The sequence below is a fragment of the Pseudoduganella flava genome (assembly GCF_007830495.1).
Taxonomy (GTDB): domain Bacteria; phylum Pseudomonadota; class Gammaproteobacteria; order Burkholderiales; family Burkholderiaceae_D; genus Rugamonas; species Rugamonas flava.
Window position 1 is genome coordinate 797001 of the sequence record NZ_VLKW01000002.1, and the last position, 21847, is coordinate 818847.

Below are 21847 nucleotides of genomic sequence, written 5' to 3' on the forward strand. Positions count from 1 at the left end.
GGGTTCCTCCTTAACGGCGCTGCTCCGCGATCTTCGCCAGCAGCGCATTGATTTCCTTGCGGCGCCCCTCGTCCGCCATCTGGCGGTCGGGCCGGGGCGGCGCCTGCAATGCCTTGCGCAGGTAGCGCTCGGCGTCGTCCAGCTTGCCGTTCCGGTACAGGTAGTCGCCGTAGAAGAAGTTGGGGTCGATGCCGTCCGGGTTCAATGCCAGGCCCTGCTTCAGGTTTTCCTCCGCCTTCTTGTCGTTGCCGAAGCCGATCGGCCAGCCGGGCACCTGGTAGTACAGCGAGCCCAGGCTCGTGTAGGCCGAGCCGGCCAGTGCCTTCGGATCGATCCGCAGCGCCTGCTCGAAGTCCTGCCGCGCGCCCTTCGCCAGCGACAGCGCGCCCAGCCCGCCCTTGGCGCCCGCATAGCTGGCCTTGACGATGCCGTGCCAGATCAGCACGTCCGCACGGTCCGGATAGCGTGCCAATGCCTCGTCCGCCTGCGCGGCCAGCCGCTCGAAGCGTTTTTCCTGCTCGGGCGCCGGGGCGGCGTATTTCACCTCTTCCCAGCCGTGCTGCAGCCGGACCACGGCGTCTTCGGCGGGGCCGGCATGCGCGGCGGCGGCCAGCAGGGCGCCACACAGCAGCACGGCCGTGCGTTCGATCGTCTTCATCGGTATTTCCTCCTCATTTTGGCATATGTTTGCGAATGCCGGGCAGCTGGCCGCGGATCGCCTTGTCGGGCAGGCCCGGCAGCGCATGGTTCAGCAGCACCAGCAGCGCTTCCTTGACGCCCGGCTTGCGTTCCCAGGCGCTGCCGGCCAGGAAGCGCAGCAGCTGGGCGGCCGCGTCTTCCGGCGCATCGACCGGGGTGCCCATCTCGTCGTTCAGCGCGTCGACGGCGGCGCTGTTGATCGCCGTGCGGGTGGCGCGCGGGATGAAGTGGCGCACGGCGATGGGCGTATCGGCCAGTTCGCGGCGCAATGCCTGCGTGAAGCCGCGCAGGCCGCTCTTGCTGGCCGCGTACGCCGCGAAGCCGGGGTAGCCGATGTAGCCGAACAGCGAACCGACGTTGACGATCTGCGCCACTGGCGCCTGCCGCAGCAGCGGCAGCAGGCGCTGCGTCAGCAGGATCGGCGCCAGCAGGTTCGTCGCCAGCAGCGCGCGGATGCGCGCGGCGTCCTGGCTTTCGAACGCATGGAAGTCGCCCATGCCGGCATTGTTGATCAACAGGTTCGGCGCGCCCAGCTCGGCGACCTGCGCCGCGACCCGGGCCAGCGTGGCGTCGTCGGTCAGGTCGCCCTGGACCGCGTGCACGCGGCCGGCGCCCAGCTCGTTGCGCAGCGCGGCCAGCGCAGCGCCGTCGCGGCTGCACACGACGAGCCATTCGCACGACGGCGCCAGGCTCCGCGCGATGGCGCGGCCGATGCCGCCGGTGGCGCCGGTCAGCACCGCGCGATGGGGCAAGGTGCTCATTTACGCTCCAGCCAGGCTGTCGGCACGCCGCGGCAGGCTGCGGAAGATGTCGCCGTACAGCCGGTAGAACATCGCCGCGCAGTGCACCACGGCGTCCTGGTCGGCGGCGTCGTCGAGGCGGTTCATCAGGCCCTTGAAGAATTCCACGTGCTCCAGGTCCAGGCTGCCGTGCGAGTTCAGGTAGGTGAACGCGTTCGGCGGCAGCTTCAGCGTGCCGGCGATCGTCGCGGCGGCGTTCGTGGCCAGCGCCGTGCTGGTGCCTTCCAATACGTGCACCATGCCGAAGAAACCGACGGGGTTGTGCCGGTCGACCTGGTGGTACGCGTAGGCGACCATCATCTCGGTGGTCGGGTGCGGCGCCGAGGCGCGCACCTGTTCCGCGTCGCCGCCGCATGCGGCGATGTCGGACAGGATCCATTCCTCGTGGCCCAGCTCTTCCTCGATGTACTCGGCGATGGCGTTGCGCAGCCAGCCGTGGCGGTTGTCGAGCCGGCTGCCGCAGGCCATCAGCAGCGGCACGGTGTGGCGCACGTGGTGATAGGCCTGGCCGAGGAAGGCGATGTACTGGGCGGTGACGATGTCGCCGCGCAGCGCATCCTGGATCACCGGCACGGCGAACAGCCGTTCGCGGTCGGCGGCGGTGCGGGCGCACAGCGTGTCAAAAAACTGCATGTCATTCTCCATCGGGTTGATAGGCTGCTGCGAGCTGGGCGGCGCAGCGGCTGGCGGCCGCATCGCGCCGGATCCGGCCGTTGGTGGTGGCGGTGCCGTCGGCCGGCGTGAACGGCGCGGCGCGGAACCAGCGCCGCACCTGCGCGTAATCGGGCAGGTCGGCGTTGGCGCGCGTGACCGCGGCGGCGATCAGCGCATCCGGCACGTCCGCCCGCGCCGGCACGATGGCGGCGACCAGGTAGGGTTGCGCGTCGCCGAACACGACGGCCTGGACGCCTGCGCCGGCGCCCAACAGCGCCGTTTCGGGCCATTCCGGCGACACGTTGCGGCCGTAGGCGGTGATCAGCACGTTCTTCTTGCGGCCATCGACGTGCAGGAAGCCGTCGGCATCGAGGCGGCCCAGGTCGCCCGTGGGGAGCCAGTCGTCCTGCGCGGCGGGGGCGCCCAGGTAGCCGGCCATCGTGCCGCCGCCCACTTCGATCTCGCCATCGGCCGCGATGCGCACGCGCCGGTTCGGCAGCGGCCGGCCGGCGCTGCCGACGCGGTCCGCACCGGGCAGGTTCAGCGCGACGACGGAGCCGCATTCGGACAGGCCGTAGCCTTCGTAGACGGGGAAGCCCTTGGCGCGCGCGGCGGCGATCAGCGCCGGCGGCGTACGGGCGCCGCCGACGGCGATGAACTTCAGCGTGGCCAGGCGTGCGTCGCCCGGCTGAGCGGCGGCGACCAGCGCGTGCAGCATCTGCGGCAGCAGGATCACGCTCTCGGCGCCGTGTTCGGCGATCGCGCCCAGGCACGCCTGCGCATCGAAGCCGGACGCGCCGGACAGGCCCACCTGCGCCAGCGGCAGGCAGATGTTCGTGGCGCCCGACAGCAGCGCCGTGTACAGGCCGGCGATGTTCTCCAGCAGCACCGGCAGCGGCAGCAGGTTCAGGTGACGCCGGATGCCCAGCGGCGCGAGCAGGTCGCGCAAGGTCGCGGCCAGCTCCCATTGCTGGGCGGCGGTCAGGCACACGCCTTTCGGTTGCGCCGTCGTGCCGGACGTGAACGTGACCTTCTGGATGCCCGGCAGGGCCACGCTGCCGGCATCGGCGCGGTTTTGCAGCACCAGGCCGCCGGGGCAGGGCAGCGGCACGTCATAGCCCAGCGCGGCGGCGTGGCCGGCCTGCGCGCAGAACAGCGCCTGCACCTGCGCCGCCTGCAGCGCATGGGCCCACTGGGCCGGCGTGAAGAACGACGGCAGCGGCACCAGCGCCAGGCCGGCGGCGCGGGTGGCCAGGTCGGCGACGATCCAGTCCGGCGAGTTGTCCGCCAGGATGCCGAGCGCCGTGCCGGGGGCGAAGCGTTCGCGCAGCAGCGCGGCCAGGTCGGCGACGCGCCGGTGCAGCTCGGCGCCCGTCCATGTGCCGGCGGGGCCGGCCAAGAGCACGGCGTCGTTGGCGTCGTTGAGGGTCGACGTGAGTGCGGACGCAAGTTCCACGTCAGGCGCCCCGTTGTTGTACAAGTTGTGCATGGCCTGATCCGATATTGCCGAACATGACTTTCGGCGAGGTTGCGTAATAGGTGCCCCAGTCCGCGGCGCCGCCTGGCAGCCGGGTGGGATCGGCATCGCCCAGCACGGCCGGTTGCAGCCGCAGCCGGGTGAACGAGTTCAGCAGGGCGCGCGTGGCGGTGAACGTCACCCAGCGCAGGCCCTGGCCGTGCAGGTGGTGCGTCATCAGGCCGATCAGCTGGCGCGCGGCACCGGCGCTGCGCGCCGTCAGGTTGCCCACTTCGACGATGCTGGCGCGCCCGACGGGCACGCCGGCCAGCCGTGCGATCGCCTCTTCGACGGGCTTGTCCAGGTATTGTTCGAGAAAGAAGCGGCCGTCGCGCCCCAGCGTGTAGCCGAGCGCCGCGGCCCAGGAGCCGTCGGGCCCGCGGCAGCCGACCAGCGTGTCGCAGAAGTGCCTGACCTGGGCGCCATAGGCTTGCGCGAAGCCGGCGGCGATGAAGGCTTGCAGGCTGGCGCGTTCGGGGTGGCCGGGGCCCGCCCAGACGAGGCAGGGCGCGGCGGCGCGGGGCGGCTCCGGCGCGGCGGCCGGCCACGCGGAGGGCAGCAAGGCGATGGACATGACGTTTTCCTGTCTGTTGCGACAGGACAACGTTAGGCGGCGAAGATTAACGCCAGATGAATTGTAGCGTGTGATCGGGGCCGTCAGGCCCGGTGCCGCAGCGCCCGTGCCGGTGCCAGCAGCCAGTGCGGCCGCCACGTCAGCGTCAGCGCCACGGCCAGCGCGCCGGCCGATACCAGCACCACCCACAGCAGGGTGCCGAAGCTGGCGCCGTCGCGGCACACGCACAGTGCATACGCGGCGGCAAGGAGCATGGCGCCGGCGCGGCGCAACGGCCGGCACAGCGTCGCGGCGGCTTCCTGCCGGCCGCCCGCCTGCACCCAATGATCCGGCATCGCCAGCGCCAGGCAGGCGAAGCCGCCGTAGCACAGCGCGGCCGCGGCAAGCAACTGCAGCGCGCTCATGCCTGCCGCTCCAGTGCCGGCGCCGGCGCGGGCCGGCGCAGCGGCTGGCCGGCCAGGCGCCGTGCCGCCGCGCCGGCCAGCGCGGCCAGCGCCACCAGCAGCGCATCCATGCCGGCCGCCGCGGGGTGCAGCATGTGCGCGCCCGTCGTCGCCGCGTCGAGCAGCACGCAGGCCAGTGCCAGCACGGCGATCGCCAGGGCCTGGGCGCGCCACGCGCCCGCCGGCCGCAGCCACGCATGGGCGAACGTGCCGAGCCAGGTCAGGTAGAACACCCACATCTCCAGCGCGGCGCGCTCCGCGCCGGCGAACGCGGCATCGGCCGGCAGCAGCCGGTTCGCCGCGAAGAACGCCAGCGTGGCGATGACGATGCCCGTCACGCTGCCGATCGTCAGGCCCTCGACGACCCGCACGCCGGCCAGGCGCCGCTGCGTGTGCCGGGCGCGCCGCCCCTCCAGCCAGAACAGGAAGCCGGTGGCGATCAACAGGCAGCCCGTCAACCCGCCGGCGAAGTACAGCCAGCGCAGCGGCCAGTGCTGGAACTGGATGAAGTGGATGCCGGAGATGAAGCGCTGCGCCGTCATCACGGGCGTCGCCTCGAAGCGTTTCAGCACGGCGCCGGTGGCGCCGTCGAAATAGATCTGGTCCAGGTTCATCGTCACGTCGCGCGCATACGAGCGGCGCAGCTCGACGTAGCTGTTGGCGTCGCCCGGGTGCCACACGCGCACGAAATATGGCTTGCCGCCGCCCCACAGGCGCTCGGCCTGGGCCGCCATCGCGTCCAGCGACGCCAGCGTGCCGGGCGCCTTTGCCTTCGGCCGCGCGTACTTGCCGTAGGCTTCCTCGGTGAACGCGGCCTTGCCGTCCTTGCCGTCGCCGTACACGCCAACGTGCGCCTGCGGGAAGAAGATCGAGAAGAAGATGATGAGGCCGGAGAGCGTCATCGTGAAGTGGAACGGCAGTGCCAGCACGCCGGAGAGGTTGTGCAGGTCCAGGCTTGCGCGCTGCAGCCGCTTGTGGGGGCGGAATGTGAAGAACTGCGCGAAGATCTTGCGGTGGACGATCACGCCCGTCACCAGCAGCACCAGCATGCCCATCGCGCAAGCGCCGACGATCCACGAGCCGATCGCGTTCCACTTCAGGTGCAGGCCGTAGTGGAACGGGAAGATGAAGCCGCTGCCGCCCTTGGTGCCGGGGTCCGGCACGAAGGCCATGCGTTCCGGGTCGATCTGGCGCACCGGCACCTCGTCCTTGCCCGCCTTGTACGTGAAGCGCAGCACCGGCACGCGCTCGGTCGGCAGGTCGACGCGCCACTGGCTGGCGCGTTGCGGCACGGCTGGCGCGACCAGCTGCGCGACGCGGTCCAGCGACACGGGTTCGGTGGCCGCCGGCAGGCGCGTGGCCGGCATCATCCACCGGTCGATCTCGCGGTCGAACACGGACAGGGTGCCCATCCAGAACACGGCGAACAGCACGCTGCCGAGCACGACGCCCGCCCATGTGTGCAGCCATGCCATCGATTGCCGGAACGTGTTTTCCATGTGCTCTCCTCAGTGCGGCAACTCAGTGCGGTAACTCAGTGCGGCAGAATCGCCGCCAGCGACCATGTCAGCGACAGCGCAAGCGTCGCGCCGCCCGCCAGCGCGAACCACAGCCGGGTCACGCTTTTTACGGTGAACGCCCACAGCAGCAGCGCCAGGTACAGCAGGAAGCCGCCGATGGACGCCAGCACCACCGCGTCCGGCCGCGCCACGCCGCACGCGGCCAGCACGGCGGCCAGTGCCGCGACGGTGGACGCCGTCACCACGTAGCCGCCGCCGACGGCGCCAACGACGCGCAGAGTCACAGGAATGGCGGCGTGGCGGACCATGTCAGAAGCGCACCGCGTAGCCCAGCGTCACCGTGCGGCCGCGCCCCGCGAAGTAGCGGGCCGGCTCGACCAGCGCGCTTTGCGAGTAGTAGGTGATGTAGGACTTGTCGAACAGGTTCGCGACGCCGATCCGCACGTCGCCCTTGGGCAGCTTGTAGCTCAGCGTCGCGTCGGCCAGCGTGTAGCCGGAGAACGCCTTGGCCGGGTCGTCGAACGTCTGGCTGAACGCGTGCTGCACCTGCACGAACGACGACAGCTTGTCCGTCCAGTTCGCGGTCCACGACGCCAGCAGGCGGTCCGGCGCCACGTTCAGGCCGTCCAGCTTCGCATCCAGGCTGCCGTTCGCATCGCTGTCGTAGCGGCCCTTCGTGTGCGCATACGACAGGCTGGCGCGCTGCGCCGCGTTGAAGCGGTAGGCCACACTGGCATCGACACCTTCCAGCCGCGTCTTCTCGCGCGCCATCGCGAACACGCCATTATTCGAGACGACGCGCGCGCCGTAGTCGGAGTCGGAGCGGTACCAGGACGCATCCATTTCCCAGTTGCCCTTGCGGGCGCGGGCGCCGAATTCGACGCCGTCCGTCAGGATCGGTTCCAGGCTGCGCAGGCTGGCGATGCTCTGGCCCGGCGTGTTGATCGAGCGCAGCGTGCGGCCGATGTCCGGCAGGCCGAAGCCTTCCGAATAGCTGGCGTACAGGCTGATCCCGTCGACCGGCGTGAACACGATGCCTGCATTGGCCAGCGTTTCGTTGAACTTGATCTTGCCGCCCTCGACGAGCGTGTTGTTGTAGGCGGCCAGGGTGCGGTAGGTGTCCACCTTCAGGTCGGCGTTCTCGCGGCGCACGCCCGCGTGCACGGTCACGGTGTCGATCACCTTGTACTCGCCCTGCGCGAACAGCGACAGGTTGGTGTACTTCGACTGTGGCACGAACGTGCGGCCGGTGCCGTACATGTCCTGCTTGCCTTCGTCGACCAGCGTGTCGAAGCCCACCGTCAGCTTGGCGCGGCCGGCGAACAGGCCGTCCTTCGTCAAGCCCACCTTGCTGCCGTACTTCTTCGCGACGGAGCGCGACTGGTCGTACAGCTTGCCGCGCGGGGCGATCGTCACGTCCTGGAACGTGGCCGAGTTGTCGGCGCCGAACAGGCCTTCGAACTCCTGGCGGAACGCCATCGCGGACAGTTCCATGCCCAGCAGGTCGTAGTGGTTGTAGCTGGCGCTGGCCGTCCACACGTCGTTCCACGCCGGCGTGCCGGGCGGCGTGCCTTCGACGGACGTGGAGGGGATGCCCAGCGTGCGGTTGCCCGCCACGCCCACGTAGTTGGCCTTCGACTTGATGCGGTAGCGGTTCACCGAGAACTGCAGCTTCTGCTTGTCGCCCGGGCGGTAGCCGATCTTGGCCAGCACGTCGTAGCTGCGCGAATCCATCAGGTCGCCCTGCGTCACGTCCACGCCGATGGGCCGGCCGGCGCCGTCCAGGTACAGGCCCTGGTCCTCGTAGCCGAGGGAAAAGAGGTATTCGAGCTTGTCGCCGCGGCCGTCCGCGCGGTAGGTCGTCTTGTAGCCGAGGACATCCGAATTTACGTCCGTCGTCGGCGCCGTCACCTGCACGTCCAGGGACTGGTTGAACGAACCCTTTTCCGGGCTGCGCGTGATGATGTTGATCGTGCCGCCCGTCGCGCCCAGGCCGTTGATGGCGTTCGGGCCCTGGACGATCTCGATGCGCTCGACCATCGAATAATCGATCGTGTGCGCCTCGCGGCCCGTCGGCCGCACGGGGTTCGATTGCGGCACGCCGTCGATCAGGATCAGCGGCGTGCGGCCGCGCAGCGTTTCGCCGGAGCCGTTCATCTTGCCGCGGCTGGGCGTGTACGACGGCAGCAGGTTGCTCAGCACGTCCGACGAATTGGTGGAGATCGACAGCTGCCGGGCGATGTCTTCCTTCTCGATCACGACGACCGTTTGCGGCGCCTTGTCGACTTCGATGTTCGAGCGCGAGGCGGTGATGATCACGGGCTGCATCAGCGCTTCCGCGGCGGCGGCCTGCGTTTGCGCGGACGCGGGCGCACCGATGGCGAGCAGCATGGCCGCAGCCAGCGGACGGAGTTGGAACGGCATGACCTTGTACGACTGCACAGAAATCTCCCCAGCGTGTTTGAAATGATGGACATGCGCCGCCCGGCCCCGGCGCAAGGGGAGGGCGCGCAGTGGTACTCATGGGTTACTGCAGGGCTGGCTTCGCATGCGGACGCATGCACGCGTGGCTGGCTAAATGAGAATGTTTCTCATTATCATACGCGTATTGCCCTGAAGTCAAGCGGACGTTGTCACCGGCAGTTGTGTTGACAATTGTGCGGACAATTGTGTCGGCAGCTGCGCGGCGAGTCGCCGGCGCCGCTCCGCTTCCGCCTGGGCGCGCTGCGCGGCCCGCGCGCCAATGCCGGCCGCGCGGGCCGGATCGAGGATGAAGAGGCCGTCGTCGTCGCCGACCACAAGGTCGCCGGGGCGCACCGTCACGTCGCCGATGCGCACAGGGACGTTGACGGCGCCACCCATGTCCAGCGGCCGCGTCGTGACGGCGCTGATGCCTTCGGCGAAGACGGGAAAGCCGAGTGCCGTCACCGCGCGCACGTCGGTGACGCAGCCGGCAATGACGACGCCGGCCAGGCCCTTGATGCGCGCGGCCAGCGTGCGCAGCTCGCCCCAGCACGCGCGGTGCTCGTCGCCGGGCGCCATCTCGATCACCAGCACGTCGCCGGGGCGGCTGGCGATCAGCGCGGGGCGCAACACGCTGCCGTCGACGGCCGGCAATCGCACGGTGACGGCGTTGCCGAGCAGCCGGATCGGCCGGAACAGCGGCTGCACGCCGCGCACGTAGCCGTCTTCCGTCACGTGGCCGATCGTCGACGCATCGATGCCGGCGTACAGCGCGAGCAGCGCGGCATCGACACCCTGCACGCGGGGCTGCAGGTCATGCGGGCTGCAGCTCGGCATGCTCACGCGGCGGCTGCCGAGTCTTCCGGCGGTGTGGCGTGGTGCGCGGGCGCCGCCTGGAACGGATTGCTCGTGACGCTCTTCCCGAACGGCATGCTGCCCGGGCCCGCGGCGCGCTCGATCATCGGCCGCACCAGCAGTTTCAACGGCCACTCCGGCGCGTCGAACAGCCGGTCCCGCAGCATCGCGCGCGCCTCGCTGCCGAAGTCAATGCGCTCGATCGCCTGCTCCAGCACGTCGCGCAGCATCGCCCATGCCTGGCTGGCCGCGACACCGTAACGGGCTTCGGCGGTCTCGAAGATCGCGCGTACGTTGACCTGGATGGCCAGCGTCTGCAGGTAGAACAGCAGGTCTTCCGGCGTGGCGTGGTACAGCGTGTTGGCATGGCCGGGCTTCAGCTGGTATTCCGGATCGGCCAGGCCCTGGCGCTCCAGCCACGGCACGTGCACGCGCAGCGAATCGTGGTCGCGCAGCAGCAGGCCGGTGGCGCGGCCGGCGCGCCACACCAGCACCGCGTTCTGGCCATGCACCTCGGCCAGGAGGCCCAGGCGGAACATGCGCAGGTTGATGTCGAAGAAGACTTCGCACAGTTCCCGCAGCAGCGCGAGTACGGGGCCCGGTTCGGCCGGCAGCCGGCGCTGGCGCAGCCACGCGTCGAAGAAGTGCGTGTCCCGCGGTGCCAGCGGCACGCCCAGCGCCGCCATCGGCACCAGCCGGCATTCCGCATCCTGGGTCAGCGCATGCGGGTAGCTGCGCACCATCGCGGCCAGGTGGCGCGGGCCTTCGTCGAACAACGTCGCCTGCTCCGGCAGGTAGGCCCACCATTTCGTTTCGTCGCACAGGAACACGCGCTGGGTCAGCACCGGGTCCAGTGCAAGGGCGCGGCGCAGCAGGCTTTCGCTGCGCTGGCCGTTGATCATCTTGATCGCCGGCAGATAGCGCGACGCGCCCAGCGAGTGGATGCCCAGCGGGAGCTTCAGGTGATGGTGGCTGCTTGACACGGGCGCCAGCGAACGCACCGACGACGTCGGCACGAAGCCGCCATGCGCGAAGTCCAGCGGCACGCAGGTGCCGTCGGCCAGTTCGGCCGGCAGCATCTTCGGCAGCACGTGGGCGAGCTGCCACGGGTGGACGGGCAGCGCGACGTGGCTGGCGCCGATGCCGCGCGCCGCCATCTCCGCATGCAGCGCCTGCCGCTCCCCGTCATCGAGCAGGAAGCGCTCCGGGCGCGTTTCGCGGGGATCGTCGACGCCGTTGCCGCAGGCGACGGAGTCGGCCCGCACGGCCACCCAGCGCAGCGGCACCTCTCGCCCGAATTCGGCCATGTAGGCATGGTAGTCGGCGCGATCGAACCCTTTCTTGGCCTTGGCGACGGGGTGGAACGGCCGGTCGCGCAGCGATGCGCACTGCTCCAGGGTGCGGAACGCAGCGGCGGCCGAGCCCTCCAGCACGGTGGCCGTGTCGACCGCGTGCGCCAGCGACCATGCCGTCTGCCGTACCGAGTCCTCGATCCAGTCGAGGAACATCGCGGCACCTTGCTCGTTGTCGCGAATGAAGCTGTCGGGCGCATGGGCGATCAGCAGGCGCACCAGGCCGGCCGGGTCCAGCGCGGCCGGCTCGTCTTGCGCCGCGATGCGCCATGCCTGCGCTGGAATGCCGGGCGCGCACTGCACCGGCTGGGCGATGCCGCGTACGACAGGCACCACCACGCGGTCGAGCGGCGCGGCGGCGAGCGTCCATTGCCATACCAGCGTGCCCTGGGGCAGCGTGCCCAGCGCCGGCGGCCATTCGGAGGCAGGCAGCAGTTGCGGGTGGGCCGCATCGAACAGGCCTTCGGCCAGCAGGCAGTCGATCAGGTCGCGCAGCACCAGTTCCGCGGCCTCGGTTTGCAGTTGTTCTTCGTTGTTCACGTAGTCATCCTTCATCAAGAGTCATCGATTTCAGTTTGGCCTGCAAGGCCCGGAAGGCGATGCCGCGCTCGTCGCCCAGCACGAACGCGTGCACGCCGCGCGCGCGCCAGGTCGCCACGTCGCCGTCGGCGCGGGGAATGGCGCAGTAAGGGATGCCGGCCTGCCGGCACGCCTGCTGCACGTGCAACAGCGCTTCCTGCACGCTTGGTGCAGCCGTCTGCCACGGCATGCCGAGCGATTGCGACAGGTCGGCCGCGCCTTCGAGCACCATGTCGATGCCCGGCACGGCGAGGATGTCGACGATCTGCCGTACACCTGCGCCGCTTTCGATCATCGGCACGACGATGATTTCGTCGTTGGCCCGCACCACGTACTCGGCCAGGCTGGAACGGCCGAACGCACCGGGACGGCCCGCGTTCAGGCTGCGGTTGCCGTGTGGGTGATATTTGCAGGCGGCGACGAGCTGGCGCGCCGCTTCCGCGGTTTCCACGCATGGCGCGACGATGCCCTGCGCGCCGCCGTCCAGCGCGCGCAGGATTTCCTTCGGGTCGATCCGCGCGCCGTTCGCGATGCGCACCAGGGCCGTGATGCCCATCGCCTCGGCCGTGCGCAGCATGTTCTCCAGCGTCTCCGGGTTCACCAGCACGTGTTCCGTGTCGACGATCACGAAGTCGAAGCCGGCCGCGCCGACGATTTCCACGGCGGCCGGCGCGGGCATCGAGCAGAACAGGCCGAACACGGGGTCGCCGCGGCGCAGCTTCTGTTTCAGCGCGTTCGGCCGCGGTACATTGGAGGTCAGCACGCCACGTCCCTGAACGCGTGCAGCGGGTTCGGCACCTGGCGGAAGCGCGGCTCGGCGTCGCCCAGCAGGCGGCGCTTCGTCAGCTCTTCCACCTGGAACGTCGGCGCGAACACGTCGAACGCGGCATAGCGCTCGGCGTGCTGCGGGTGGCGCTGCTGGTACTGGCGGATCAGCTTTGCCGTCATCGCCCAGAATTCCGTCTCCGGCAAGCCGTGGTGGCGCGCCAGGAAGATCGCCGTCTCCGCCATGCAGATGAAGAAGAACGCATCGCACGAGAAGTCGCGCACGGCATCCAGGTCGTCCGTCAGGATGAACGAGTTGCGGTTGATGCGCGCATGCGTGGCGGGAACGGGCACGAGGTTCGGTGCCAGTTCCGGCTGCGCCAGGTGGGCCGGCGAGTAGCGCACACCGTCATGGAAATCCTTCAGCGCGATGCGGGCCGGCCAGCCGTCCTGGTGGATCAGCACGATGTTCTGCGCATGCGATTCCATGCCGATGCCGTGGGCGAACAGCATGTGGATGATCGGTGTGACCGCCACGTGCAGCAGGCGTTCAGTCCATGCGTGCACGCCGTGACGCTCGATCCACGGGGCGATCAACGGGTTGCCGGTATCGTCGACGTGGCACAAGCCGTTGAACGGCACGGCTGCCTCGCCGTCCCGCAGGTAGCCGTGCAGGCTCTCGCGCCAGATCGCGCCCAGCGTGCCGTACGCGCGCGCCTTGCGCGGCTCCGGCAGCGTGTCGTAGTTGAAGCTCACGCCCAGCACTTCGCCGAGGATCACGAAATCCAGCTCACGGGCCGTCGGGTCGCTGCCGATCAGCCGGTGCAGCCAGTCCGTGACGATCGGACCGTTCATCACCGTGTGCGCAGCGAGGATGCGGCTCGTCGACGTGTTCGTGATGCTGAGCGACAGCTTTACGTACGCCTTTTCCGGGGCGCTGTGGTTGGCCAGCGTGCGGATCGATTGCTGCGGGCGGTAGCTGTCGCTGCCCGTGCCCAGCCAGACGACGCTGCCGTCGGCCAGCTCCGCATGGAACAGCGTGGCGATGCGCTGCTGCCACTGCCACGGGTGCACCGGCAGCAGCAAGTATTCGCCGATGTCCTTGCCTTGCTGGGCCAGCAGCGCGGCGAAGCGGGCGTATTCCGCGTCGCCCAGCTCGGCCTGGATCAGCTGGCGGTAATCCAGCCGCGTGGAATGGTTCATCCGCGCCGCGCGCTGGTGCACCGCGAGCCAGTGCAGGGCGAGTGGCTGTTTGAACTCCGGGCCGTAGCGGCGGTTGTCGTCCAGCGAGAAGCCGATGCGCGATTTGTAGCTGGGGTGGTACAGGTGGGCGTCCATGATGTCGCCTTCCAGCTCGTCGTAGGCACGCTGCGCGGCCGGGCCGCTGGCGCCTGCCGGCTGGCTGTGCGCCTGCAGGTCCTTGGCCAGCGTCTGTTCCAGCTCGTCGATGAAGGCGGCCAGGCGGTCCGATGGCGGCAGGCGGCCGAGGACTTCGGCGCACACGTCGGCGAGCGTGGCCGGCCGCGCGTCTTCGTCGCGGGCGGCACGCAGCACGGGGCCGCGATCGAGCTTGACGAGGCCGAAGCTCGTCTTCATCTCGCCGGGGCAGCGGTACTGCACGGCGCGGCCCTGTGGATCGCTGCCTTCGACGAGGAACTGGCCCGCGCGCGCGTATTCGCAAGGCACCACGCCTTCATAGATCAGCGCCTGCAGCAGCTGGCGCACGACGCGTTGTTCCACTTGCCGGTAGCGGGGCGATTGCAGCGCGGCCAGCCAGGCCGTGGTCCACGTGTCGCGGGCGTCCTTGGCCTGGTCTTCGATTTGCTTTGCTTCCAGGATGTTCATGGTTTTCCTTTTGAATGTCAGAGTGACCCGGCGGCGGCGGGAGCGCCGGCCGGTTTCGGGAACAGCAGCGCCAGCGGCAGCGTCAGCAAGATGAGCAGGCCGATGGCGACGAAGATTTCATTGAGCGCAGCGAGGCTGGCGGCCGTCTCCTGCGCACCGGCGCCGACCAGTACCGCGCGGCGCACTTCAAAGTAGATCGACACGAGCACCACCGCCAGCGACGCCGTCACGCGGCGCAGGATGTTGTTCATCGCCGACCCTTCCGTCACGAGGTGTTCGGGAATGGCGTTCAAGCCGGCCGTCGTGACGGGCAGGTAGGACAGCGCCAGCCCCACGCCGCGCAGCGCCATCAGCGCCACGATGGGCCACAGCGCCGTGCCGGGGCCGACGAGGCCGAACGCCGCCGTCGCCACGCCGCTGCACAGCAGGCCGAGCGCGATGCCGGTGCGCGGACCGTGCCGGTCCAGCAGCCGGCCGCCGGGTGCCGAGAACAGGCTGGCGCACAGCGCGGTGGCGAACAGCGCGACGCCCGTCCACGTGGCGCCGAAACCGAGCACCGTCTGCATCAACAGCGGCAGCAGCACGACGCAGCCGAACATGCCCACCGACTGCGCCGCGACGATCGCCACGCTGACGCTGTAGCCCGGCTCGGCGAAGATGCGCAGGTTCAGGAGCGGCGCCGGATGGCGCAGCTCGACGCGCACGAAGCGGGCCAGGCACAGCACGGCCGCGCCGACGAGGCCGAGCGTGAGCGGCTCCGTCAGCGCGGCCCAGGTGCGCACGCGGCTGAGCGTCGCGAGCAGCAGGCCGACACCGGCGGTGGCCAGTACAAAACCGCGCCAGTCGAACGGGCGCGGCGTGCGCGCGGCAGGCGCCGGCAGGCAGTACCAGCCGATGATCCAGCCCAGCAAGCCGACGGGGATGTTCACGGCGAACAGCGCATGCCAGTTGGCGAACTGCACCAGCAAGCCGCCCAGCACGGGCCCGACGGCCGGCGCCAGCATCACGGCCATGCCCCACCAGCCGCTGACGCGGCCCCGTTCCTCCTTCGGGTAGACCTCGAACACGAGGGCCAGCGACAGCGGGATCGTGATGCCGCCTGCCACGCCCTGGATGCAGCGCGCCGCGATCACCCACGCCATCGTCGGCGCCACCGTGCCCAGGCACGAGCCGGCAATGAACAGCGCCAGGCCGGCCAGGTACACGCGCTTCTTGCCGTAGCGGTTGCCCAGCCACGCCGTCACCGGCATCGTCATGCCCATGCTGATCATGAACGCGGTGATCACCCAGCTGGCCGCCACGGCGTCGATGCCGAACGCCGCGATGAAGACGGGAATCGCCGGGTTCAGCGCCGTGTTGTTCAGGCTGATCGCGACGGTCCCCAGCAGCACGGTCGCGAACACGAACCGGCGCGCCTTGGCCGACATGGGCGCGTGCACCTCGCTCATGCGGCCGCGCTGATCACGGCCGGTGCCGCGCAGGCTTCGCGCACGGCGGCGGCGAAGATATCGGCGATCGCATCGACGTCCGCCGCGCTGACGATCAGCGGCGGCAGGAAGCGCACGACGGCGCCATGCCGGCCGCCCAGCTCGACGATCAGGCCTTTCTGGAAGCACTTGCGCTGGATGGCTGTCGCCAGCTGCGGATTCGCCAGCGGCTGGCCCAGCGCATCGAGCGCACCGCTATCATCGACGATCTCGACGCCGATCATCAGCCCACGCCCGCGCACGTCGCCGATTTCCGGCACCTCGCGCTGCAGGGCTTCGAAGCGCGCCATCATCTGCGCACCGCGCGCCGCCGCCTGGGCGGGAATATCCTCGCTGCGCAGGTGGCGCAGGCTGGCCAGGCCGGCCGCCATCGCCAGCTGGTTGCCGCGGAACGTGCCGATGTGGGCGCCAGGTTTCCAGCGGTCGAACTCCTTGCGGTAGACGAGGACGGACAGCGGCAGGCTGCCGCCGATCGCCTTCGACAGCACGAGGATGTCCGGCACGATGCCGGCGTGCTCGAACGCGAACAGCTTGCCGGTGCGCCCGAAGCCCGTCTGCACCTCGTCGACGATCATCAGGATGCCGTGTTCGGCCGTGATGCGGCGGATCTCGCGCAGCCATTCGACCGGTGCGGGAATCGCGCCGCCTTCGCCCTGCACGACTTCGACGATCAGCGCGGCCGGCGGGCGCACGCCACTCTCCGGGTCGGCCAGCAGGCCCCGCAGGTAGCGGGCGCTGAGCCGCTGGCAATCGTCGCCGCCGACGCCGAACGGGCACCGGTAGGCGTACGGGTAGGGCAGGAAGTGCACGTCCGGCATCAGGCCGGCGATCTCGCCCTTCTGGTGCAGCGTGCCGGAAAGGGCCATCGTCGCATGCGTGGAGCCGTGGTAGCCGCCGTGGAACGAGAACACGCCGCTGCGGCCCGTGATCGTCTTCGCCAGCTTGACGGCCGCTTCGATCGCATCGGCGCCCGTCGGCGCGCAAAAGTGGATGCGCGCGTCGTCGGCGAATTCGGCGGGCAGGCTGGCGAACAGCTCGTCGACGAACGCTTCCTTGACGGGCGTCGTGATGTCCAGCGTGTGCAGCGGCAGCTTCGCATCGAGCGCCGCGCGGATCGCGTCGATGACGGCCGGGTGGTTGTGGCCCAGCGCGAGCGTGCCGGCGCCGGCCAGGCAATCGTAGTACGTCTTGCCGTCCATGTCGGTCACATGGATGCCTTCGGCCGAGCGGATCGCCAGCGGCAGGCGGCGCGGATAGGAGCGCGCGTTCGATTCGCGGGCCGCCTGGCTTTCGAGGAGGGACCGGTTGCCCCGGCGTTCAGACGTTGGCGTGTGCAGCATACTTGGCTCCATTACGTTGACTCCATTACTTGGGTGTGGTGTGACCTCGCGCCGAGGAAGACCTGGAGCGGGCGGGGATGACAGAGAAAATCGGCGTGCGAGATGTTGTAGCCGTAGGCGCCGGCCAGCGGCAGCACCAGCAGGTCGCCGACCGCGAGGCCCGGCAAGTCGACGTCGCGCGCCAGCACGTCCTTCGGCGTGCACAGCTGACCGACGACGGTCCAGCGGCCTGCCTCGCGGCGTGGGCCGGCGCCGCGCGGCACGTGCACGACGGGATGGTCGTGCGCCTGCGCGACGGGCAGCCGGAACTGGTGCGTGCCGCCGCGGCAGACGGCAAAGCCGCGGCCGTGGCTGTGCTTCAGGTCCAGCACCTGCATCACGTAGTAGCCGCAATAGGCAGTAACGAAACGGCCCGGTTCGAAGCGGATCGCCGGCGCATCGGGCATCGCGGCGAGGCGTTCGCCCAGGTAGCGGCACAGTCCCGGCCAGTCGAACTGCCGGCCCGCCAGGTAATCGACGCCCATGCCGCCGCCCGCGTTCAGGCATGTCACGTCATCCGGCTTCGCGGCCAGTGCGCGCCACGCGGGCCAGCGCCCCAGGTACCAGTCCAGCAGCTGCATGTGGCGCGCCACGTCGAGCTGGTGCGACATCGCATGCACGTGGAAGCCGCGCAGCGTCAGGTGCGGGCTGGCATCGACCAGCGCCACGGCTTCGGCCAGTTCGGCTTCGTCGACACCGAACGGCGTGGGCGCGCCGGCCATCGACAGCTTCGTGGCCAGTTGCGGCGGCAGCGTGGGATTGATCCGCACCAGCACGTCCTGGCGGCGGCCCAGCCGGGCGGCCAGCGCTTCCAGCCGGCCGATCTCGGCGAGGCCCTCGACGTGGACCATCTCGACGCCGTGCGTCATCGCGCGCGTCAGCTCGGAATCGAGCTTGCCTGGGCCGGAGAAGATGAAGCCCCGCCGCGTGCCGCATTCGAGCACCCGGCCGATCTCGCCGCCGGACGAGATCTCGAAGCCGTCGACGAACGGCGCCAGCGCATCCAGCACGGGCGCTTCGCTGTTCGCCTTGATCGCGTAGTACAGCTGCACGCCCGGCGGCAGGTGCAACTTCAGCCAGGCGGCCCGCTCGCGCAGCGCATCGAGGTCGTAGATGAAGGCCGAGATGGGATCGTCCGCCCCATCGGCCAGCTCCAGCGCGCGGCGCACCACGTGATCCGGCACAGTGTGCGGTACGGTCATGCGCGTGCCTCCCACGGTGCGCGCAGCTGCACGTAGCTGGCGTAACGGTCGGCTTCCGCCGCGAGGCGGATACGGAAGTTCGTCTTGCACGGGATCGTGGCGCCGGCCAGCAGCGCATCCAGTTCGGGCGCCGGGGCGCGCAGCGTGGCGCGGATCGCGTGCAGCGTCTCGTGCACGGCCTGCCACATCACGGGAGCCAGCGCGGGCCGGCCCTGTGTCAGCGCGAGGATCGCCTCGGACAGGTTGTTGACGAACAGGCAGTAGGCGATCCGGTTCCAGCCCTGCGCGCGTGGGTACTCCATCGAATGCCGCACGCGCGGGTGCGTGCCGGCCGGGATCGCATGGATGCCGTGTTCGGCGGTGAGCTTGACGCCTTCGTAGTCGCGCAGCAGCAGTTGCGCCGGCTGGCCGTCGCGCTGCACGATCACGGTGTTCTGGAGGTGCGGTTCGAACACGACGCCGTGGTGGAAGAACATGTTCAGCACGGGCCGCAGCAGCAGCGCCGCATAGGTGCCGAACCAGGCCAGCAGGTCGGCGTCGCCCGGCGCGCGGCCCAGGTGGCGTTCCAGGAACGGCAGCACGTTGGCGCGCAGCGCGAGGTCGCGGCCGAAGACAGTGCCGGCCAGCAGGCAGGCATCCTCGCCTTCGTCGAGGCAGAAATTGCGGCGCAGGATCGCGCCGGTCTGCTCGCGGAACCAGATGCGGTCATCCAACGAGTGGTCCGGTGGCGACCAGCCGAGGGCCGCCGGCTCGGGCACCGTGCGCAAGCCGCCCGTGGTGCCGTCATCGAGGGCTGTGAGGCGCTTCAACAGCTGGTCGATCAGCAGCGCGCTTTCCAGCTCGTACCACGCGTTCTTGCGCACGCAGTTCGTGATGCGCACGTTCAGCGAACCCTTGATGAAATACTCGTGGGCCGGCACGTACATCGTGCGCACGGACGCCGTCGGATAGGACAGCCAGCCGGTGCGCCCCAGGTCGCGCAGCGTGCCGTCCGCCAGCAGGCGCTGCACGCGCTCGTCCGCGCAGAACAGCGCGGCCTGGATCGGGTGCATGCTGAGGATCGCGTGGCCGGGTGCCGCGTCGCGCTGGTCCGCGAACGCCGCCAGCGCCTGATCGCGCGGCATGTCGTTGGCACCCAGCCACAGGCCGTCCGCCGGCACTTCGAAACGGTGCAGCCGCACGGCCGCGCCGAATTCGGGCGACACGTCCTCCTCGCGCAGCGAAGCGGGCCACAGCCTTGCCTTCGGCGCCACCTGCGCCGGGTGGCCGTACCACAGGCCCTGTTCGCTGGCGAGATAGCCGGCCAGCGGATCGGGGTGCCGACTCGCGTGGTGCGCGGTGACGGCGCGTTTCAGGTCGCGGCTCGCGTGGATCTGCGTCAGCAGCTCCGGGTTGCCCTTGCCGGTGATGCGCGCGCAGCTCTCCAGCATGCGCTCGGCCAGCATCGCCGGCGTCAGCATGCGCCACCGTTCGCCGGCACGCCGGCCGAACACGGCCGAGACGTAGGCCTGGCTGCCGAGCGGGTCGCGGCGGTCCGCCAGCACGGCGAACTGGGCGCCGTCGGGCATGCGGATGAGGATGGGCACCGTGACGGGCGCGCGCAGCCGGCGTGCCAATGCGTAGGGCAGGCCGCGGCCATCGCCTTCGTGCAGGGCCATCGGCAGCGCGAATTCCTTCAGCAGGCAATTCATCAGCGCATGGGTGGCCGCGTGGTCGGCGACGAGGCGCGCGGCGGGAGCAGGGCGCACGCTCATGCCGCCGCTTCCAGAGCCGGCGTGCCGGTGTGCTGCAATGGCAACAGCTGGGGCGCTTTGACGCTCTGGCCCAGCGCCGCCTTGATCGTCGCGGCGAACAGGTTGCCGTCCAGCTGGTCGTCCAGCGCCAGCTCGGACTCGTCGTCATGCAGGCCGTCGTGGATGTCGCGGATACGCAGTCCTGCGGCGGACACGCCGTACTCGATGTGGTGGCGGCCGTTGCCCAGCGCGAGTGCGGGCAGCAGCGCCAGCAGCTCGTCGCAGTTGGGAGGGCGGGGCAGGAAGGCGGCGACACGCTTGGTGCGCACCGCATCGGCATCAGCAGCATCGAAGGCGATGCGGCTGCCGCACAGGACTGCCGTGCCTTCGGGCGTGGCAAGCAGGTCGAGCCCATACACTTCCTCGTCGGCACGGTACGACTCGACCAGCGTGTGGCCGTGGCGCAGCGTTGCCAGCAGTTCGCGCAGTGCCGTCGCGTCATGCACGATCGTGCCGGTCGCCGTCGCGTCGTCCAGCTGCTGCACGGTGGCGGGGAACCACGCCGGGTCGATGTCCGCCGGCGGCTCGGCGCAATCGACGATGCGGCGCAGCGGCGTGGCGCCCGGCTGCAGGTCGAGGCGCTGCTCGGCGCGCACGGCGGCGGGCCACGCGGGTCCAGCCAAGCCGAGTGCGGCCGCGACGCCGGCGGCGCTGGCGCGCAGCGCCGTATCGGCCGCCAACACGCCGGCGTAGCGCTTGCCGTGCGCGGCGATCCAGCGGCACACGGCAAGCGGGTTGAAGACGTCGCATTCGGCCAGCTCGCAGTCGGCACCATGGGCGCCATCCTGCACGTGGGCGACGTGCTCGATCGCGCGGTCGGTCAGGATCGTGACCGCCAGGCGCAGCTCGGCCGCGGCGGGCAGGAAGCCCTGTTCCAGGCTGCGGGCCGGGGCGTGGGCGAGTATCAGTAGTTCCATCAAGCTTCCTCTCGTCTTGGTCAATGAATGCATCCGGTGGGTGGAATGCTTCTCATTTAGCTAGACGAAGGAAGGTTGGGGAAATTTAGGGTTTTTTTGCGACGTGGCGCTTGCGCGGTATGCGTTGCTGGCCGGGGCGGGCGTGGGAACGCGCGCTGTCGGCCAGCCGGGGACGGTGTGGCCGTCGCTCGCGGGGGACTTGCTTGGGCAGGTGATGGTGGCCGGCGGTCGGCGCCGGGGTTGGGGGCGCAGGACTGCGGGCTCCCGGCCGGCAGGGAAGGGTGTGGTGCTGCCGCTGGCGGTGGTGGAGCTTGGTTGGGCCTGCATTGGGGCCGGCGGTCGGCGCGGGAAATGCAAACGCGCGCTGTTGGCCGCCGGTGAACGGTGGGGCCGTCGCTGGCGGGCGAACTTGGTTGGGCAGGCGATGGTGGCCGGCGGTCGGCGCCGGGGTTGGGGGCGCGGGAATGCGTGCTCCCGGCCGGCAGGGAAGGGCGTGGTGCTGCCGCTGGCGGTGGTCGGGGGCTTGGTTGGCGGCGCGTTGGTGGCCCGCGGCAGGCGTCGGGCGGCGGAGCGGGAGCCTGCGCTGCTGGCCGGCAGGGAGGGCGCGGGGCGCGGGCGGCCGGTGCTGCCGCTGCCGCAGGCGCCGGCGTGTCGGGGCGGCCGCGGCACGGCAGGCGTCATCGCGCGTGGTGCCGCCGCCGCCCGCGAGTACTCGGTAGGTGGTCGGGGAGAAGTGCCTCGTTTTGCCTAATCGTGCCTCGTTCTTGCCTCACCCTTTTCATCCGGCTGATAATCATCCCTCTTGCCGGACTGCCGATCGCGCTAAAGACGAGGCAAAAAAGAGGCGGAACGAGGCAAAACGAGGCAGTTGCCGTATCACCGGCATGGCATCGTCTACATCGGCCTTCCGTGCAGCTCTTCAAGCCGGGCGGCTACTTCGAGCAGGGAGGATTGTCGCTGCCGGCATGTGGCGACGGCAGGTGGGGAATGCTGGCACGCCGTGG

18 protein-coding genes are annotated in these 21847 nt (G+C 70.1%); all 18 read right to left on the minus strand.

Annotated features, from left to right (window positions below; translation table 11 throughout):
• Positions 1–10 precede the first annotated feature (10 nt).
• On the minus strand, positions 11–658 hold the full coding sequence (locus tag IP92_RS07750; RefSeq protein ID WP_145873938.1) for a tetratricopeptide repeat protein: 648 nt from the start codon (positions 656–658) through the stop codon (positions 11–13).
• A 13-nt stretch (positions 659–671) separates the two neighbouring features.
• The gene (locus tag IP92_RS07755; RefSeq protein WP_145873939.1) at positions 672–1460 is read right to left on the minus strand and encodes an SDR family oxidoreductase; all 789 of its coding nucleotides are present in this window, start codon (positions 1458–1460) and stop codon (positions 672–674) included.
• Entirely contained in the window at positions 1461–2132 is a 672-nt protein-coding gene (locus tag IP92_RS07760) for an iron-containing redox enzyme family protein (protein WP_145873940.1), read from the minus strand.
• A 1-nt stretch (position 2133) separates the two neighbouring features.
• Positions 2134–3642 carry an AMP-binding protein gene (locus tag IP92_RS07765; protein ID WP_145873941.1) on the minus strand — a complete coding sequence of 503 codons (1509 nt, stop codon included), beginning with the start codon at positions 3640–3642 and terminating at the stop codon, positions 2134–2136.
• Positions 3611–4243 (minus strand): thermostable hemolysin, encoded by a 633-nt coding sequence (locus IP92_RS07770; protein WP_145873942.1) that lies wholly within the window; start codon positions 4241–4243, stop codon positions 3611–3613. The genes IP92_RS07765 and IP92_RS07770 overlap by 32 nt, the downstream gene beginning before the upstream one ends.
• Before the next feature lie 83 nt (positions 4244–4326).
• The gene (locus IP92_RS07775; RefSeq protein ID WP_145873943.1) at positions 4327–4647 is read right to left on the minus strand and encodes a DUF3325 domain-containing protein; all 321 of its coding nucleotides are present in this window, start codon (positions 4645–4647) and stop codon (positions 4327–4329) included.
• Positions 4644–6185 (minus strand): PepSY-associated TM helix domain-containing protein, encoded by a 1542-nt coding sequence (locus IP92_RS07780; RefSeq protein WP_145873944.1) that lies wholly within the window; start codon positions 6183–6185, stop codon positions 4644–4646. The genes IP92_RS07775 and IP92_RS07780 overlap by 4 nt, the downstream gene beginning before the upstream one ends.
• A 35-nt stretch (positions 6186–6220) precedes the next feature.
• Entirely contained in the window at positions 6221–6514 is a 294-nt protein-coding gene (locus IP92_RS07785) for a hypothetical protein (RefSeq protein WP_145873945.1), read from the minus strand.
• Position 6515: 1 nt separating this feature from the next.
• Positions 6516–8630, minus strand: coding sequence for a TonB-dependent receptor (locus IP92_RS07790; RefSeq protein ID WP_199271887.1), 2115 nt, complete (start codon positions 8628–8630; stop codon positions 6516–6518).
• Positions 8631–8825: 195 nt separating this feature from the next.
• Positions 8826–9506 carry an RraA family protein gene (locus IP92_RS07795; RefSeq protein ID WP_145874087.1) on the minus strand — a complete coding sequence of 227 codons (681 nt, stop codon included), beginning with the start codon at positions 9504–9506 and terminating at the stop codon, positions 8826–8828.
• A 2-nt stretch (positions 9507–9508) separates the two neighbouring features.
• Entirely contained in the window at positions 9509–11416 is a 1908-nt protein-coding gene (locus IP92_RS07800) for an IucA/IucC family protein (protein ID WP_199271886.1), read from the minus strand.
• 4 nt (positions 11417–11420) lie between these two features.
• The gene (locus tag IP92_RS07805; protein ID WP_229418674.1) at positions 11421–12218 is read right to left on the minus strand and encodes an HpcH/HpaI aldolase family protein; all 798 of its coding nucleotides are present in this window, start codon (positions 12216–12218) and stop codon (positions 11421–11423) included.
• On the minus strand, positions 12212–14065 hold the full coding sequence (locus tag IP92_RS07810) for an IucA/IucC family protein (RefSeq protein ID WP_145873947.1): 1854 nt from the start codon (positions 14063–14065) through the stop codon (positions 12212–12214). The genes IP92_RS07805 and IP92_RS07810 overlap by 7 nt, the downstream gene beginning before the upstream one ends.
• 17 nt (positions 14066–14082) lie before the next feature.
• Complete coding sequence (locus tag IP92_RS07815) at positions 14083–15513, minus strand: DHA2 family efflux MFS transporter permease subunit (RefSeq protein WP_199271885.1); 1431 nt, start codon at positions 15511–15513, stop codon at positions 14083–14085.
• On the minus strand, positions 15510–16892 hold the full coding sequence (locus IP92_RS07820) for a diaminobutyrate--2-oxoglutarate transaminase (RefSeq protein WP_145873948.1): 1383 nt from the start codon (positions 16890–16892) through the stop codon (positions 15510–15512). The genes IP92_RS07815 and IP92_RS07820 overlap by 4 nt, the downstream gene beginning before the upstream one ends.
• 11 nt (positions 16893–16903) lie before the next feature.
• The gene (locus IP92_RS07825; RefSeq protein WP_145873949.1) at positions 16904–18133 is read right to left on the minus strand and encodes a type III PLP-dependent enzyme; all 1230 of its coding nucleotides are present in this window, start codon (positions 18131–18133) and stop codon (positions 16904–16906) included.
• Positions 18130–19887 (minus strand): IucA/IucC family protein, encoded by a 1758-nt coding sequence (locus IP92_RS07830; RefSeq protein ID WP_145873950.1) that lies wholly within the window; start codon positions 19885–19887, stop codon positions 18130–18132. Before IP92_RS07830 ends, IP92_RS07825 begins: the two co-directional genes overlap by 4 nt.
• A complete protein-coding gene (locus tag IP92_RS07835; RefSeq protein WP_145873951.1) occupies positions 19884–20843 on the minus strand; it encodes a hypothetical protein in 960 nt (319 codons plus the stop codon). The genes IP92_RS07830 and IP92_RS07835 overlap by 4 nt, the downstream gene beginning before the upstream one ends.
• Between the last annotated feature and the right edge of the window lie 1004 nt (positions 20844–21847).